Source organism: Streptomyces sp. NPDC002564 (assembly GCF_042889645.1).
Lineage (GTDB): Bacteria > Actinomycetota > Actinomycetes > Streptomycetales > Streptomycetaceae > Streptomyces.
Genome location: NZ_JBIARE010000001.1, coordinates 513,898 through 528,476 on the forward strand (window position 1 = coordinate 513,898; position 14,579 = coordinate 528,476).

At 73.7% G+C, this 14,579-nt stretch carries 13 protein-coding genes; 10 read left to right on the top strand and 3 right to left on the bottom strand.

From position 1 onward, the window contains the following. Nucleotides 1-223: 223 nt before the first annotated feature. Nucleotides 224-1,696, top strand: a complete 1,473-nt coding sequence (locus ACFYXE_RS02490) for a DEAD/DEAH box helicase (RefSeq protein ID WP_389308120.1) — start codon at nt 224-226, stop codon at nt 1,694-1,696. A gap of 12 nt (nt 1,697-1,708) precedes the next feature. Here the strand turns inward: ACFYXE_RS02490 and ACFYXE_RS02495 are convergent, their stop codons facing one another. Beyond that, on the bottom strand, nt 1,709-2,308 hold the full coding sequence (locus tag ACFYXE_RS02495) for a hypothetical protein (protein ID WP_389308122.1): 600 nt from the start codon (nt 2,306-2,308) through the stop codon (nt 1,709-1,711). Between the two features lie 110 nt (nt 2,309-2,418). Between ACFYXE_RS02495 and ACFYXE_RS02500 the strand changes: the two genes are divergently transcribed. Then, nucleotides 2,419-3,861, top strand: coding sequence for a cellulase family glycosylhydrolase (locus ACFYXE_RS02500; RefSeq protein WP_389308124.1), 1,443 nt, complete (start codon nt 2,419-2,421; stop codon nt 3,859-3,861). A gap of 107 nt (nt 3,862-3,968) precedes the next feature. Continuing rightward, nucleotides 3,969-4,820, top strand: coding sequence for a trypsin-like serine peptidase (locus ACFYXE_RS02505; protein WP_389309471.1), 852 nt, complete (start codon nt 3,969-3,971; stop codon nt 4,818-4,820). A 13-nt stretch (nt 4,821-4,833) separates the two neighbouring features. On the opposite strand, the gene ACFYXE_RS02510 is transcribed toward ACFYXE_RS02505, so the two are convergent. Together ACFYXE_RS02510 and ACFYXE_RS02515 are read right to left on the bottom strand one after the other, a co-directional pair. After that, nucleotides 4,834-6,450 carry an amidohydrolase family protein gene (locus ACFYXE_RS02510; protein WP_389308126.1) on the bottom strand — a complete coding sequence of 539 codons (1,617 nt, stop codon included), beginning with the start codon at nt 6,448-6,450 and terminating at the stop codon, nt 4,834-4,836. A gap of 134 nt (nt 6,451-6,584) precedes the next feature. Then, nucleotides 6,585-7,892: an amino acid deaminase gene (locus tag ACFYXE_RS02515; protein ID WP_389308128.1), complete on the bottom strand. Its 1,308-nt coding sequence runs from the start codon at nt 7,890-7,892 to the stop codon at nt 6,585-6,587. Between the two features lie 128 nt (nt 7,893-8,020). Here ACFYXE_RS02515 and ACFYXE_RS02520 point away from each other — a divergent pair, with 128 nt between their 5' ends. The 7 genes from ACFYXE_RS02520 (at nt 8,021) to ACFYXE_RS02550 (ending at nt 14,577) form a co-directional block, all read left to right on the top strand. After that, nucleotides 8,021-9,091, top strand: a complete 1,071-nt coding sequence (locus ACFYXE_RS02520) for a sugar kinase (protein WP_389308130.1) — start codon at nt 8,021-8,023, stop codon at nt 9,089-9,091. Next, on the top strand, nt 9,088-9,864 hold the full coding sequence (locus tag ACFYXE_RS02525) for an IclR family transcriptional regulator (RefSeq protein ID WP_389308132.1): 777 nt from the start codon (nt 9,088-9,090) through the stop codon (nt 9,862-9,864). Before ACFYXE_RS02520 ends, ACFYXE_RS02525 begins: the two co-directional genes overlap by 4 nt. Before the next feature lie 5 nt (nt 9,865-9,869). Continuing rightward, nucleotides 9,870-10,280: a RidA family protein gene (locus tag ACFYXE_RS02530; RefSeq protein ID WP_361055398.1), complete on the top strand. Its 411-nt coding sequence runs from the start codon at nt 9,870-9,872 to the stop codon at nt 10,278-10,280. Nucleotides 10,281-10,406: 126 nt separating this feature from the next. Continuing rightward, nucleotides 10,407-11,897 carry a gluconate:H+ symporter gene (locus ACFYXE_RS02535; protein ID WP_361177374.1) on the top strand — a complete coding sequence of 497 codons (1,491 nt, stop codon included), beginning with the start codon at nt 10,407-10,409 and terminating at the stop codon, nt 11,895-11,897. Between the two features lie 261 nt (nt 11,898-12,158). After that, nucleotides 12,159-13,256: a hypothetical protein gene (locus ACFYXE_RS02540; RefSeq protein ID WP_389308135.1), complete on the top strand. Its 1,098-nt coding sequence runs from the start codon at nt 12,159-12,161 to the stop codon at nt 13,254-13,256. Beyond that, nucleotides 13,253-13,921 carry a hypothetical protein gene (locus ACFYXE_RS02545; protein WP_361177377.1) on the top strand — a complete coding sequence of 223 codons (669 nt, stop codon included), beginning with the start codon at nt 13,253-13,255 and terminating at the stop codon, nt 13,919-13,921. The genes ACFYXE_RS02540 and ACFYXE_RS02545 overlap by 4 nt, the downstream gene beginning before the upstream one ends. A 2-nt stretch (nt 13,922-13,923) precedes the next feature. Next, nucleotides 13,924-14,577: an RES family NAD+ phosphorylase gene (locus ACFYXE_RS02550; RefSeq protein ID WP_389308137.1), complete on the top strand. Its 654-nt coding sequence runs from the start codon at nt 13,924-13,926 to the stop codon at nt 14,575-14,577. Nucleotides 14,578-14,579: the final 2 nt, after the last annotated feature.

Consider the following 14,579-nt stretch of genomic DNA (forward strand, 5'->3'; position numbering starts at 1 on the left):
CGTAGCTGGGGCCCGCACCTTGGGTGCGGGCCCCGGCTCGTTGCGTTTTCGGGGCGAAATCCCCGCGGACGCCCCGCAATTCACCGACCCGGACGGGATTACTTTTCTGTCCGCCGGGAATGCTTTTCTTTTTCCCCGGCCGTACCTGCGATTCTCGGCACCGGTCGGTGCCCGGCGAGAATTCCTCGATACGCGCCGCATCGAGGAAGGTTGAAGGTTCTCCATGAACCGAGCAACTCGCACACACGGCCGACGACCCCAGCGGCCCGGCCGCCGTCCCGCCGCTCTCCAGGGAGAGTTCGCGCCGCCGGTCACCGTCACCCCCGCCCTGCCGCCCGTCGAGGACTTCGCCGCGCTCGGCCTGCCCGACGCCGTCCTGAAGACCCTCACCGGCCTCGGCGTCACGGCGCCCTTCCCGATCCAGGCGGCCACGCTGCCGAACTCCCTCGCGGGCCGGGACGTCCTCGGGCGCGGGCGCACCGGCTCGGGCAAGACCCTCGCCTTCGGCCTCGCGCTGCTCACCCGCACCGCCGGACAGCGCGCGGAGCCGCGCCGCCCGCTCGCGCTGATCCTCGTCCCCACCCGTGAGCTCGCCCAGCAGGTGACCGACGCCCTCACCCCGTACGCCAGGCAGCTGCGGCTGCGCATCGCCACGGTCGTCGGCGGCATGTCGATCGGCCGGCAGGCCGGCGCGCTGCGGGCCGGTGCCGAGGTCGTCGTCGCGACGCCGGGGCGGCTCAAGGACCTCATCGAGCGGCGCGACTGCCGCCTGGACCAGGTCGCCGTCACCGTCCTCGACGAGGCCGACCAGATGGCCGACATGGGCTTCCTGCCGCAGGTCACCGAGCTTCTCGACCAGGTGCGGCCGGACGGCCAGCGGATGCTGTTCTCGGCCACCCTCGACCGCAACGTCGACCTGCTGGTCCGCCGCTACCTGAACGACCCGGTCGTCCACTCGGTCGACCCCTCGGCCGGCGCGGTCACCACGATGGAACACCACGTGCTGCACGTGCACGGCGCCGACAAGTACGCCACCACGACGGAGATCGCCGCCCGGGACGGCCGGGTGATCCTCTTCCTCGACACCAAGCACGCGGTCGACCGGCTCACCGCGCACCTGCTGGGCAGCGGGGTGCGGGCCGCGGCGCTGCACGGCGGCAAGTCCCAGCCCCAGCGCACCCGCACGCTGGCCCAGTTCAAGTCCGGCCAGGTCACCGCGCTCGTCGCCACGAACGTCGCGGCGCGCGGCATCCACGTCGACGACCTCGACCTCGTCGTCAACGTGGATCCGCCCGCCGACCACAAGGACTACCTGCACCGCGGTGGCCGCACCGCCCGCGCCGGCGGCTCGGGCAGCGTCGTCACGCTGGTCACCTCGGCGCAGCGGCGCGACATGAGCCGCCTGATGGCCGCGGCCGGTATCCGGCCGCACACGGCGCAGGTGCGCTCGGGCGAGGCGGAGCTGGCGCGCATCACCGGTGCGCAGGCCCCCTCGGGCATCCCGGTGACCATCCCGGCGCCCCCGAAGGAACCGTCCTCGCGGGGCGGCTCCGGCGCCCGCGGCCGCCGCCCCCGTGACGGCCGGGCGCGCCGCGCCTACGCCGCCCGCACGCCGGGCGGCTCCGGCGGCGAGGCCGCCGGCGGCGGCCGGGACACCGCGGGCCCCCGGGGCGGCTCGGCGGGCCGGGCGGCCTGAGGCCCGGTCCGGTCAGGACGGGCTCGGCCCGTCGGCCGTCACCGCCCCGCGCGCCGGGGCGGGCGACGGCGGGGCGGGGCGGTGCCGGCCGCGTACCGCCAGCGTCGCCGCGCCCGGGAGCCAGCCGAGGGCCAGGCCCCACAGCGCGCCGAAGGCCGCGCCGGTCAGGGGGAGCAGGAGCAGGCCCCAGCCGTCCGCCTCCAGCATCCGGGCCGCCACCAGCCCCCGCCACACGCCTGCCGCCGCCGCGCCCGCGACCAGGGCCGTCCAGCCCGCGAGCAGGCGCCGGGCGCGGCCGGCGCCGGGGCGGCGCCGCAGGTGGCGGCGCATGCGGGCGGCGGCCACCGCGACCAGGAGCAGCGCGGCGAAGTCCTCGCAGAGCTGCCAGGACCACGGCGTCGCGCCCAGCGGAGTCGCCCGCAGGCCCGGGAGCGCGAAGGGCACGCCGAGCGCGCTCGGCACGACCGCCAGGCCCGCCCGCGCCGTGAACGCCGTCAGCAGGGTCGCGCTGCCGTGCGCCAGGACGAGCAGCAGGCAGACGCAGGCCACCACGGCGGTGCCGTCCGTCCGCGCCCGCGCCCACGCCCGCACCGCGTCGATCGTCGTCCGCATGGCGCGTCACTGTAGGGGCCACCGGCCACCGCGGACAGGGGTCCGGCCGAAGAAAGTGAACAATGCTCAGGTCTGTTGCGGCCGGGGCCCCGCGCTCTACCATCCCCGCCATGAAGTCCCTTGGGGCATGGCGTACGTGGGCGGTCGGCGCCGTCGTCCTCGCCGTCGCGGCGGCCCTCCTGGTCGCCGTGGGGCCGCGCGGCGCGGGCGCCGGGGAGGCCGACACGGCGAGCGGCCACCGGTGGATCACCGACCGGCAGGGCCGCGCGCTGGTGCTGCGCGGCCTGTCCACGGCGAGCAGCGCCAAGCAGGCCGCCGACGGCATGCCGTGGATCGAGGAGAAGGACGTGGCGCGCGAACGCCGCGCGCTGGGCACGAACTTCGTCCGCTTCCTCCTCCAGTGGCGCTCGGTCGAGCCCGCCCCGGGGACGTACGACCGGGCCTATCTGGAGCGGGTCGCCGAGCGGGTGCGGTGGTACGGCGAGCGCGGCTATCACGTGCTGCTCGACATGCACCAGGACCTCTACGGCCCGAAGGTCGGCGGCAACGGCGCCCCCGCGTGGGCCACCGAGACCGACGGGCTGACCTCGGCCGCCACCGACCCCTGGGAGCTCGGCTACGCCGAGCCCGGGACCGTCCGCGCCTTCGACCGTTTCTGGGGGACGGTCGAGGGCGGCGGGCGCGATCTGCGCGGGCACTACGTCGGCGCGCTGCGGGAGGTCGCCCGGTTCTTCGCCGACGACGACACCGTCATCGGGTACGACCTGATGAACGAGCCGTGGGGCGGCAGCGTGCAGGGCCCCGCCTTCGAGGCGGGCCCCCTCGCCCGCCTCTACCAGGACGGCATCGACGCCGTGCGGACCGTCGACCGCAACCACTGGATCTTCGTCGAGCCGTCCGCCATCGGCGCCAACTGGGGCTTCGCGAACGGGCTGCCGCGCCTGGACGACCCGCGGGGCGACGGCGACGCGGCGCGCATCGCGTACGCGCCGCACCTCTACCCCCTGCCCATGGACCTCGGCGACGGCTACACCGGGGACGCCAAGGGGCAGGTCGACGCCTCCCTGCGGTCCTGGCGCGCCCAGACGGAGAAGACCGCGCGGCGGCTCGGGGCACCGGTGGTGATCGGGGAGTTCGGGCTCGACGTGGGGCTGCCGGGCGCCATGGAGTACGTCGAGAAGGTGCAGCGGATGGCCGACGAGATGGGCGCGGGCATCGCGTACTGGTCCAACGACCCCGGTTCCTGGGCGCCGTGGGACGCGGACCGGAATCCGACCGCGCTGCTGCCCGTGCTCGACCGGCCCTACCCGCGGGCCGTGGCGGGCGACCCGGTGGCCTACCGGTGGGACGCGCGGGGCAGGGCGCTGACGGTGAGCTGGCGCGGGAACCGGGGCGCGCGGGGTGGCACGGAGGTCCACCTGCCCGCCCGGCACTTCCCCGACGGCGGCCGTGTGACGGGCGGCGAACAGCGCTCCTGGGACCCGAAGTCCCGTGTCCTCACGGTCGTTTCACGACCCGGCGCGAATTCTGTCCGCATCACACCGCGTGGGTGAAAGGGAAGACTTCCCACCCCTTGTCCGGCTGCACACGGACCCCAAGAATGCCCCTGACATCCGCACGACAGGCGTACGTCACAAGGGGGGCTCCACAGATGGGAAAGATGGGCAACGCGGTCGCGGGCGGTCTGCTCGCCCTCGCACTGGCCGCGGCCGGCGCGACTCCCGCCCTCGCGGGCCCCACCGGGCCGCAGGCGCCGGGCAAGGCCGAGGCGGTCGACTTCGCGGGAACGGTGGCGCTCAGCAACTGCTCCGGCTCGGTGGTGCGCACACCGCGGTCCCGGCCGGGCGATCCCGCGCTCGTCCTCACCAACGGCCACTGCATAGAGACGGGTTTCCCCGCCGCCGGTGAGGTCATCGTCGACCAGCCGTCCACCCGCACCTTCAAGCTGCTCGACGCGAAGGCGAACGAGGTCGGCACGCTCACGGCGTCCAAGGTGTCGTACGCGACGATGACGGACACCGACATCACCCTCTACCAACTCACCAGCAGCTACCGCGACATCACCAAGAAGTACGGCATCAAGCCGCTGGAGATCGAGGACGACCACCCGGTGCAGGGGCGCGCCATCACGGTCGTCTCCGGCTACTGGAAGAAGACCTACAGCTGCCGTATCGACGGGTTCGTGCACCGCATCAAGGAGGGGGAGTGGACCTGGAAGGACTCGGTGCGCTACACCCCCGCCTGCCAGACCATCGGCGGCACGTCCGGCTCGCCCGTCATCGACCACCGGACCGGCAAGGTCACCGCGGTCAACAACACCGGCAACGAGGACGGCGAGCGCTGCACCCTCAACAACCCCTGCGAGATCGACCGCAAGGGCCGGGTGACCGTGCGCCAGGGCATCAACTACGCGCAGGAGACGTACGGGATCGTGCCGTGCGTCACCCGGCACAGCAGGATCGACCTCGACCGGCCGGGGTGCAGGCTGCCCCGGCCGGCCGAACAGCGGTAACCGGTACGCTCGTTCAGGGAGTCCGGCGTACGGCGCGTCCCGCGAGGACGTCCGTGCGCCGGCCGTCCCGCATCACGAACCGGCCGTCGATCAGCACGTGCGGGATGCCGGTGGGCAGCGTGCGGGGCGCCTCGAACGTCGATCCGGCCGCGACCGTCTCGGGGTCGAAGAGGACCAGGTCGGCGCGGTAGCCCTCGCGGACCAGGCCCCGGTCGGCCAGGCGCAGCCGGGCGGCGGGGCGTGAGGTGAGGTGCGCGACCGTCTCCTCCAGGGACATGACCCCCAGCTCCCTGGCGTAGCGCCCGAGGTACTGCGGGAACGTGCCGTACGCGCGCGGGTGCGGCTTGAAGCCCTGCAGGATGCCGTCGCTGCCGCCGGTGTGCACCGGGTGCCGCATGATCTCCCGGACGTTCTCCTCGTGCCCGACGTGCTGCAGGATCGTCGAGCCGAGCCGGTCGTTGATCAGCAGCCGGCGCGCGGTCACCCACGGCTCCTCGCCGCGCTGGGCCGCGGACCGGGCGATGGTCTTGCCGACGCAGGAGGCGAGCCCGGGGTCGCTGACGCCGGAGATCTCGATCGTGTCCCACTCGATGGGCACGCCGTGGCAGCCGTCGGCGCCGATGACCTCCATGTGGTGCCGGATCTTCTCCGCGATCGCGTCGTCCTGCAGCCGGGCGAGGATCGCCTCGGGCCCGCCCTCGCTGGCCCAGCTCGGCAGCATGGCCACGAGCGTGGTGCAGCCCGGGGTGTAGGGGTAGGTGTCGAGGGTGATGTCGGCGCCGCCGGCCAGCGCGTCGTCCAGGAGGGCCAGCAGGTCGGGCGCCTTGCCCTTGTTCACGCCGAAGTTCATGGTGGCGTGGGCCAGGTGCAGGGGACAGTTCGCGGTGCGGGTGAGGTTCACCATCTCCTCGTACGCCTGGAGGGCGCCCGCGCCGTAACTGCGGTGGTGGGGGCAGTAGTAGCCCTGGTGGGCCGCGACGACCCGGCACAGCTCGGTGAGCTCGGAGTCGTCCGCGTACATGCCCGGGGTGTAGGTCAGGCCCGACGACATGCCGACGGCGCCCTCCCGCATCCCCTCGGCGACCAGCTGCTTCATGCGGTCGGTCTCGGCGGCGGTGGCGGGGCGGTCGTCCCAGCCCAGCGCGTACATGCGGACGGTGCCCTGGGGGATGAGGTAGGCGGCGTTGACCGCGATGCCGCGGCCGCCGTGCGCGCCGTCCAGCGCGTCCAGGTAGCCGCCGACCGTGCGCCAGGTGAAGTCGATGTCGCTGCCGTCGCCGTTCCAGCCGGTGATGGCCTGGCGGACCTGGGCGAGCGTGCGGTCGTCCACGGGGGCGTAGGACAGGCCGTCCTGGCCGATGACCTCCAGGGTGACGCCCTGGGCCGCCTTCGCGCTGTGGTCCGGGTCGCGCAGCAGGGCGAGGTCGCTGTGCGCATGCATGTCGATGAAGCCGGGGGACAGGGCGAGGCCCTGGGCGTCCAGGGTCGTCCGGCCCGTCGGGCGGGGGCCGGTGTCCTCGCCCTCCCGGTGGACGGTGGCGACTCTGCCCTCGTGCACGCCGACGTCGGCGCGGTAGGAGGCACCTCCGGTGCCGTCTATGACGCGTGCGTCCCGGATCACCAGGTCCATGGGGGGTGCCTCTCTCCTTGTGCGTGCGGCAGTCTGCCGGTGTGTGCTGCACCCGGCCGCCGGCCGGGTCTGTGTGTCCCACCCGCACCGCCCGCCGCCGGGCGGCGGGCGGTGATCCCCCCGAGACCTCCGGGTCAGAAGTACGTGCGGAGGTAGTCCACGACCGTTCCGTCGCTCTCGACCAGGGGAATCAGCTGCCACTTGTCGAACGCCGTGCACGGGTGCGAGAGCCCCATCCCCAGCCAGTCGCCGACCGCGAGGTCCGCCTCCGGGGTCGTCCGGAGCCACCCGTGCTGGTCGGAGAGCCCGGTCACCGTGACCCCGGTCGCGTCCCGCTCGACGCCGTCGCGCCGTACGGCCTGCGCCTCGGGCAGGTCCAGGTCGTACGCCGCGTCCCGCTTGCCCGCGTTGGTGAACGCCTGCTCGGCGGACGGCCGCGACACGACCTGCGCCCAGAGCCGGAACGCGGGCTCCAGCGCGCCCTCCTGCGGCACCCGGTTGAACGGCGTCAGGTGCTTGTAGTGGCCGTCGTCGTGCGAGACGTACGCGCCCGAGCGCAGCAGCTTCAGGACCGGGCGGGTCAGTTCGGGGATCTCCGCGAAGACCGTCGCCACCGCGTCGAACCACGCGCTGCCGCCCGCGCTGACCACGACCTCCGGCAGGTCGGCGAACAGGGCGGCCTCGTCGAACCCGACGAGCAGGGCGACCAGGCGGCGCAGCCACGCCGTCACCGTCTCGCTCGACGCCTGCGGCACCTCGCCCTCGTACCCGGCGACGCCGACGAGGCGCAGCGTGTCCGCGCTCGCGACGGCGTTGGCGATCTCGAAGCACTCGGCCTCGGTGCGCGCGCCGGTCCGTGCGCCGTCGCCCGCGGCCAGCTCGACCACGACGTCGACGGGGCGCGTCGCGCCGGCCTCGCTGAGCGCGGCGTGCATCAGCTCGACGCCGCGTACGGAGTCGACGTAGCAGGCGAAGCGGAAGGAGGGGTCCGCGGCCAGTTCGCCGGCGAGCCAGCGCAGCGCCGCCGCGTCGACGAGCTCGTTGGCGAGGAAGATCCGCGGCACGCGGAACTCCCGGGCCACCCGCACCTGGTGGGGCACCGCGAGCGTGATGCCCCAGGCGCCGCGCGCCAGTTGGCGGGCGAAGAGCTGCGGGGACATGGAGGTCTTGCCGTGCGGCGCGAAGGCCAGGCCGTGGCGCTCGGCGTAGGTCTCCATCAGGGCGAGGTTGTGCTCCAGGCGCTCGGCGGAGAGCGCGAGGACGGGGGTGGTGAAGCCGCCCGTGAAGAGGTTCCTGCGCTGGGCCGCGAGCTCGCCGACGGTCAGGCCCGCCGCGTCCGGGGGCAGCCCCTTGAAGCGGTGGTCGACCCGCTCGTCCGCGAGGGCGGCGAGCCGCCCCGCGGGTGAATCGGCGGGACGTTCGACGGCGTTGTCGGCGGCCATGGGCGCCTCCTCCAGGAGTGCGTTGCATTATGTGCAACGGTCATTGCGTATGTCGCTTACTGCTGTCTAACATCCGAGCCAACGCCGGGTCAACGGATCCGGAGAGTCGGTTGAGGGGCTGGAAGATCGTGACCGCACAGGCAGCCGCACGGGCGGCCGCACAGGCATCGGTGGACGTCGTGGCGCTCGGCGAGTCCATGGTCACCTTCCTGCCCGCACGGCCCGGCCGCCTCGCCGACGTGCCCTCCTTCGACCGCGGCATCGGCGGCGCCGAGTCGAACGTGGCCTGCGCGCTCGCCGCCGCCGGGCACACCGCCCGCTGGGTCAGCCGCGTCGGCGCCGACGGCTTCGGCGACCACCTGGTCGAGGCCATCGCCCGCTACGGCGTGGACACCTCCGCCGTCGGCCGCGACCCGCACCGCCCCACCGGCATCTACTTCCGCACCGCCGACGACCGGGACAACGACGCCCACGAGGTCATCTACTACCGCGCCGGGTCCGCCGCCTCCGCCATGGCGCCCGGCTCCGTCGACGAGGACGCCCTCACCGACGCCCGCATCCTGCACCTGTCCGGCATCACGCCCGCGCTCTCCGCCGACTGCCTGGCGCTCGTCCGCCGCCTCTGCGCCCGGCGCGCCGACCGCGGCCCGCTCGTCTCCTTCGACGTCAACCACCGCCCCGGCCTGTGGAAGGACGCGCCCGAGGGCCCCGAGGTGCTCCTTGAGCTCGCGCGCGGCGCCGACCTCGTCTTCGTCGGCGAGGACGAGGCCGCCGCGGCCTGGGGCGTGACCGGCGGCCCGGACGCCGTCCGGGCCGCGCTGCCCGAGCCCGGCACGCTCGTCGTGAAGCAGGGCAGCCGCGGCGCCACCGTCCACGTCCACGGCCAGGACCCCGTCTTCCGGCCCGCGTTGCGCGTCGACGTCGTCGCGCCCGTCGGCGCCGGCGACGCCTTCGCGGCCGGCTACCTCTCCGCCACCCTGCGCGGCCTGCCCGCCGCGCGCTGCCTGCGCCACGGCCACCTCATGGCCGCCGCCGCGCTCACCGTCCCCGGCGACCTCGCCACGCCCCCCGCCCGCGCCCACGCCGACCGCCTCGCCGCCCTGGACGACGCCGCCTGGGAGACACTTCGTCTCGGCCCCGGCTGGACGCACCCCGTCCCGGAGGACACCGCGGCCGAGGAGGAGGTACGTACCCCATGAGCCAGACCGTCGACCGCGCGCTCTCGATCCTGCCGCTGCTCGCCGAGGGCCCCGCCGACCTGGGCCAGGTCGCCGACCGGCTCGGCGTGCACAAGTCCACGGCCCTGCGGCTCCTGCGCACCCTCCACGAGCACGGCCTGGTCTTCCGCCAGTCCGACCAGCGCTACCGGCTCGGCGCCCGCCTCTTCGCGCTCGCCCAGGAGGCCGTCGAGAACCTCGACGTGCGCGAGATCGCCCACCCCCACCTCCTCGCCCTCAACGAGAAGTGCGGCCACACGGTCCACCTCGCCGTCTACGAGGAGCAGGAAGTCCTCTACATCGACAAGGTCGAGAGCCGCTATCCGGTGCGGATGTACTCCCGTATCGGCAAGCCGGTGGCGATCACCGTCGCCGCCGTCGCCAAGCTGCTGCTCTCCGACTTTCCCGAGGCCGAGCGCCGCGCCATCGCGGAGAAGCTCGACTACCCCACCTACACGTCCCGTTCGACGCCGAACGCCGCCGCGTTCCTCAAGGAGCTGGCGGCCGTGCGCGAACAGGGCTGGGCCACCGACCTCGGTGGCCACGAGGAGTCCATCAACTGCATCGGGGCCCCCATCCGCGGTGCGGACGGCCGCGTCGTCGCCGCCATGTCGGTGTCCGCGCCGAACGTCGTCGTCACGGCCGAGGAACTCCTCACGCTGCTCCCGCTGGTACGCCGCACCGCGGACGCCATCAGCCGGGAGTACTCGGGCGCCGCGCCCGAGTCGAAAACCGCCCCTCTGAAGGAAGCCTGATCAGCATGACCGAGAAGACCGCCCTCACCCCGGCCACCCACACCACCCCGCCCGCGAAGTTCTCCCACGGCGTGAAGAAGGGCAACATCCTTCAGGTCGCCGGTCAGGTCGGCTTCCTCCCCGCCGAGGAGGGCAAGGCCCCCACCCCCGCGGGCCCGACCCTGCGCGAGCAGACCCTCCAGACGTTCGCCAACGTCAAGGCGATCCTCGAAGAGGGCGGCGCCACCTGGGACGACGTGATGATGATGCGCGTCTACCTCACGGACGTGGACCACTTCGCGGAGATGAACGAGATCTACAACGCGTACTTCGAGGAGCAGGGCCTCAAGGCCCCCGCCTCCGCCCGCACCACCGTCTACGTGGGCCTGCCCAAGGGCCTGCTCATCGAGATCGACGCGCTCGCCGTCCTGAGCTGACGCAGCCCGTCCCCTGATCACACCCCCGCAAGCCGTACGTCGTCACGGCGCGGCGCCCTCCCCGCAGGAGGCGCCGTGCCGCGATCCCCCCTGCCCCGAAAGCCCCATGCACTTACGAGGTCAACGATGTCCCCGTTCCACGCCGCCGTGCTCGCGGCCGCCCCCGCCGCCGAGACGCCACCCCACACCGGCGGGCTGCTGACGCTGATCGACGGCACGGCAGGCCTGCTGACCGTCGCCGCGCTCGGCATCCTGCTCCTGCTCTTCCTGATCATCAAGGTCAGGCTGCAGCCCTTCGTGGCACTCCTGGCGGTCTCCATAGTCGTCGGCCTCTCGGCCGGACTCTCCGTCACCGAACTCTTCGGCACCGTCCAGAAGTCCGACGCCGTCTCGGTCATCGAGTCGGGCATGGGCGGCATCCTCGGCCATGTGGCGATCATCATCGGCCTCGGCACGATGCTCGGCGCGATCCTGGAGGTCTCCGGCGGCGCCGAGGTCCTCGCCTCCCGCCTGCTGGGCATCTTCGGCGAGAAGCGCGCCCCGCTCGCGATGGGCCTGACGGGTCTGATCTTCGGTGTCCCCGTCTTCTTCGACGTCGGCATCTTCGTCCTCGCGCCGATCGTGTACGCCGCGGCCAAGCGCAGCGGCAAGTCGATCCTGCTGTACTGCCTGCCGCTGCTCGCGGGCCTGTCCATGACCCACGCGTTCCTGCCCCCGCACCCGGGCCCGGTGGCCGCCGCCGGCCTGCTGAAGGTCGACCTCGGCTGGGTCATCCTGATGGGCATCGTCTGCGGCATCCCCGCGGTCCTCGCCGCCTGGGTGTTCGCCGCCTGGATCGGCAAGCGCATCTTCGTGCCCGTGCCGCAGGACATGGTCGAGGCCGCCGACGAGGCGAAGGCCGCGGTCATCGCCGAGCAGAGCGCGGCCGGCGTGCAGCCGAGCGAGAAGCCGGTGCCGCTGGGCACGGTCTTCACGATCATCGGTACGCCGCTGGTCCTGATCCTCCTCGCGACGTTCTCCTCGATCGCCTTCGACCCCTCCACGCTCCGCTCGGTCATCGAGTTCTTCGGCAGCCCCTTCGTCGCCCTGACGATCGCCCTGCTCATGGCGTACTACCTGCTGGGCATCCGGCGCGGCTGGTCCCGCAAGTCCCTGGAGACGGTGTCGACCTCGTCCCTGAAGCCGGTCGGCAACATCCTCCTGGTGGTCGGCGCGGGCGGCATCTTCGGTGCGGTCCTCAAGGCCAGCGGCGTCGCCACGGCCATCTCCGACACCTTCCAGGACGTCGGCCTGCCGATCATCGTCCTCGCCTACCTGCTCTCCCTGATCCTGCGCGTGGCCCAGGGCTCGGCGACGGTCGCGATCGTCACGACCGCGGGCATCGTCGCCCCCCTCCTCTCCGAGGGCGACTACTCCCAGGCCTTCGTCGCCCTGGTCATCATGGCCATCTCGGCCGGTTCCATCTTCGCCTCGCACGTCAACGACGGAGGCTTCTGGATGGTCGCGAAGTACTTCGGCATCAGTGAGCGGGACACGCTCAAGACGTGGACGGTCCTGGAGTCGGTGCTGTCGCTGGCCGGGTTCGCGGTGGCGGCTGTGGTCAGTCTGTTCGTCTAGGTCCGTTCGTCCAGCGTCTGTCAGGTCTGTCAGGTCCGTTCGTGCGGGGCGGCTCGCGTCCCGTACGGGGTCAGGGGCATCCGGTGTATCGCGCCGGGTGCCCCTTTCCGCTGCGCGGGGGCGCGGGGCGGCGCCCGGGGCGACCCGTAACTGACCGGCGCGCGACCGGAGTTCGACCGGGCGGGCGTGTGCAATGGAAGGCGGAGGGAGAGACCCCGAACGGGCTTGTGATGAGGGTGACCCGGTGCGATCCTTGCCGCCATGTCAGCGCCTCCTCGCCTGCCCGACTACGGATCGGTACTCGAGGAGGTGAGGAAGGTGCGGCGGGCCGGTGTCGTCAGACTGCGTGAGATCGATACGCCCGAGCTGAGCCGTATCGCCCGGGACCACCCGGCCGGTGAGGGCGAGCCGTCGGGCGGGACCGTGGAGGGGCTGCTGCGCGCCGCCGTCTTCGGAATCGGCGGCGGCAGCCTCCAGACCGCCGCCGAGTACAGCCTCGGCCTCGCCCAGGGCACCCGCGACTGGCCGCCCGCCGACCGGCGCCGCCGCGCCGCCCAGGTGTACGGCGTCAGCGTCGAACGCTTCCGCAAGCACCACGAGCTGATGGTCCTCGGCCAGATCGCCGAACAGGTCGTCGGCCTCGCCGCCCGGCCGCCCGCCGACGCCTTCCCGGACACCGTCCGGCTGCCCGCCGCCCACCGTGACCTGCGGCTCGCCCTGCACGGCCGCACCGTCGCCGTCACCGTGCACGTCCACTCCGTGGACCTGCTGCGCGACGTCGACGTCGTCGTCTCGCCCACCAACACCTACTTCGCGCTGCCCGCCGCCTACAAGTCGTCGGTCTCGGCGACCCTGCGCCGGGCGGGCGCGCGCAAGGACCCGGCGGGGGGACTCGTCGAGGACCACGTCCACGACGAGTTACGGGGGTGGGTCGCCCGGCACGGGACACCGGGCCGGGCGGCCCTGCCGGGCACCGTCGTCGCCACCTCCGCCGGCGCCCTCGCCGACCAGGGCGTGCGCCGCATCTACCACGTGGCCGTCGCCGTGCCCCGCCCCGAGACCAACGACTACGACGTCCAATCCGCCGACATCACCCGGGGCGTCGCCCGCGTCTTCGCCCTGCTCGCCGAGGAGTCCCGCACCGCGGACCCGCCCCTCACCTCCCTGTGCCTGCCGCTGCTCGGCGCGGGCCGCGGCGGCCTCCCGCCGCTGGAGAGCTTCGGTGCCCTGTGGGCGGCCGTGGAGGCGGAACTCGCCCGCGGCGCCGACTGGGACATCCACTTCGTCGTCCGCCGCCACGCGCGGGCCGACCTCATCGAGAGGCTGCTCGCCGGACTCGCAGAACGGGGGAACCCATGAACCCGTACGCCGTGCTCGCGGCCGCCGCCGCGTTCTGGGACCGCATCGCCGACCGCCTCGACCAGCCGCTGCGTGACCGCCTTGCCGCGCTCCTCGGCATCGTGCGCGGCCGGGGCGGCGACGAGGCCGTGCGGCGGGACGCGGCCGACCGGGCGGCCCGGCTGCTGTGGGAGCGGCTGCCGGAGGAGTTCGGCGCCGGGGGCGAGGCGCGGCTCACCCTGGACGGCACGCCCGACGCGGCCGTGCAGGACATCGGCTACCAGGGCTTCCGCGTCGAGGACCTCGCCGTGCTCCTCATCGACGGCCACCGCATGGTCGGCCCCGTGCTCGGCCCGGTCCGCGAACGGCTGCTCGCCGCGCCCGCGCTGGACGCCGAGGAAGTGCTGCGGCACGGCGGCAACCCCTTCGCGCCCGAGCTGATCCGGCTGCCCGGCACCGGCGGCCTGCCGCGCCTGCCGCGCTTCCAGTTCTCCGAGGACGCGATGCCCTGGCTGGTCGTCCTCGAGGTCAACGCCCTGCTCGAGGCCGACCGCGACCCGTGGGGCGCCGCCGACTGGTGGCTGTCCGACAACGCCTGGCTCGGCACCCCGCCCGCCCGGCTGCTCGGCACCGGCCGCGACCACCGACTCGCCGACACCGCCCGGTACCTGATGGAGGGTGACTAGCCGTGCCCAACTACCGGCCGCCCGACAGACTGACCGCCACCCCCGCCAAGGCGACCCTGACCCGGGGCACGGTCCTGTACCGCGTGCACTCCGCCCGCCGCGAGCCCGCCGCGTTCAACCCGCGCCCCGCGCACTGCCTGTACGGCGGCGGCCGCTTCGACGGCACGGGCTGCGACCCGTACGGCTACCTCTACGCGGGGCTCTCCCCGGTGGCCGCGGTCTGCGAGACGCTGCTGCGCTCCCTGCCGTTCGACCCGGCGGGCGGCCCGCGCCTGGTGCCCCGGGTCGCTGTGCGCGGCCGGCGCCTGAGCACCCTGCGGCTCACCACCGACGTGAGCGTCGTGTCGCTGATGTCCGCGCAGGACCTGGCCGGGGTCCACCAGGACACCTGGCTGGTGCAGACCGAGGCGGCCGACTACGCCTACACCCGCGACTGGGCGCACTGGATCCGCGACCACACCGACCCGTGGGCGCAGGGCTTCGTCTGGCGCTCCAAGCGGGAGCCCGAGGACCGCACGGTCGCGCTCTTCGGCGACCGGTGCCCGCAGCGCGCCCTGGAGGCCACCGGCGAGGACCCGGTGGACTTCGGCACCGACGAGGGCGGGCGGTGGCTCGACTCCGTCCTGGAGCCCTACCACGCGCGGCTCGCGCCGTGAGG

Bases quoted from the DNA above. Each gene is read 5' to 3' on its own strand.
- ACFYXE_RS02490 (WP_389308120.1), top strand. From the start codon at position 224: ATGAACCGAGCAACTCGCACACACGGCCGACGACCCCAGCGGCCCGGC.
- ACFYXE_RS02540 (WP_389308135.1), top strand. From the start codon at position 12,159: ATGTCAGCGCCTCCTCGCCTGCCCGACTACGGATCGGTACTCGAGGAG.
- ACFYXE_RS02515 (WP_389308128.1), bottom strand. From the start codon at position 7,892: ATGGCCGCCGACAACGCCGTCGAACGTCCCGCCGATTCACCCGCGGGG.
- ACFYXE_RS02510 (WP_389308126.1), bottom strand. From the start codon at position 6,450: ATGGACCTGGTGATCCGGGACGCACGCGTCATAGACGGCACCGGAGGT.
- ACFYXE_RS02495 (WP_389308122.1), bottom strand. From the start codon at position 2,308: ATGCGGACGACGATCGACGCGGTGCGGGCGTGGGCGCGGGCGCGGACG.
- ACFYXE_RS02535 (WP_361177374.1), top strand. From the start codon at position 10,407: ATGTCCCCGTTCCACGCCGCCGTGCTCGCGGCCGCCCCCGCCGCCGAG.
- ACFYXE_RS02500 (WP_389308124.1), top strand. From the start codon at position 2,419: ATGAAGTCCCTTGGGGCATGGCGTACGTGGGCGGTCGGCGCCGTCGTC.
- ACFYXE_RS02545 (WP_361177377.1), top strand. From the start codon at position 13,253: ATGAACCCGTACGCCGTGCTCGCGGCCGCCGCCGCGTTCTGGGACCGC.
- ACFYXE_RS02525 (WP_389308132.1), top strand. From the start codon at position 9,088: ATGAGCCAGACCGTCGACCGCGCGCTCTCGATCCTGCCGCTGCTCGCC.
- ACFYXE_RS02530 (WP_361055398.1), top strand. From the start codon at position 9,870: ATGACCGAGAAGACCGCCCTCACCCCGGCCACCCACACCACCCCGCCC.
- ACFYXE_RS02505 (WP_389309471.1), top strand. From the start codon at position 3,969: ATGGGCAACGCGGTCGCGGGCGGTCTGCTCGCCCTCGCACTGGCCGCG.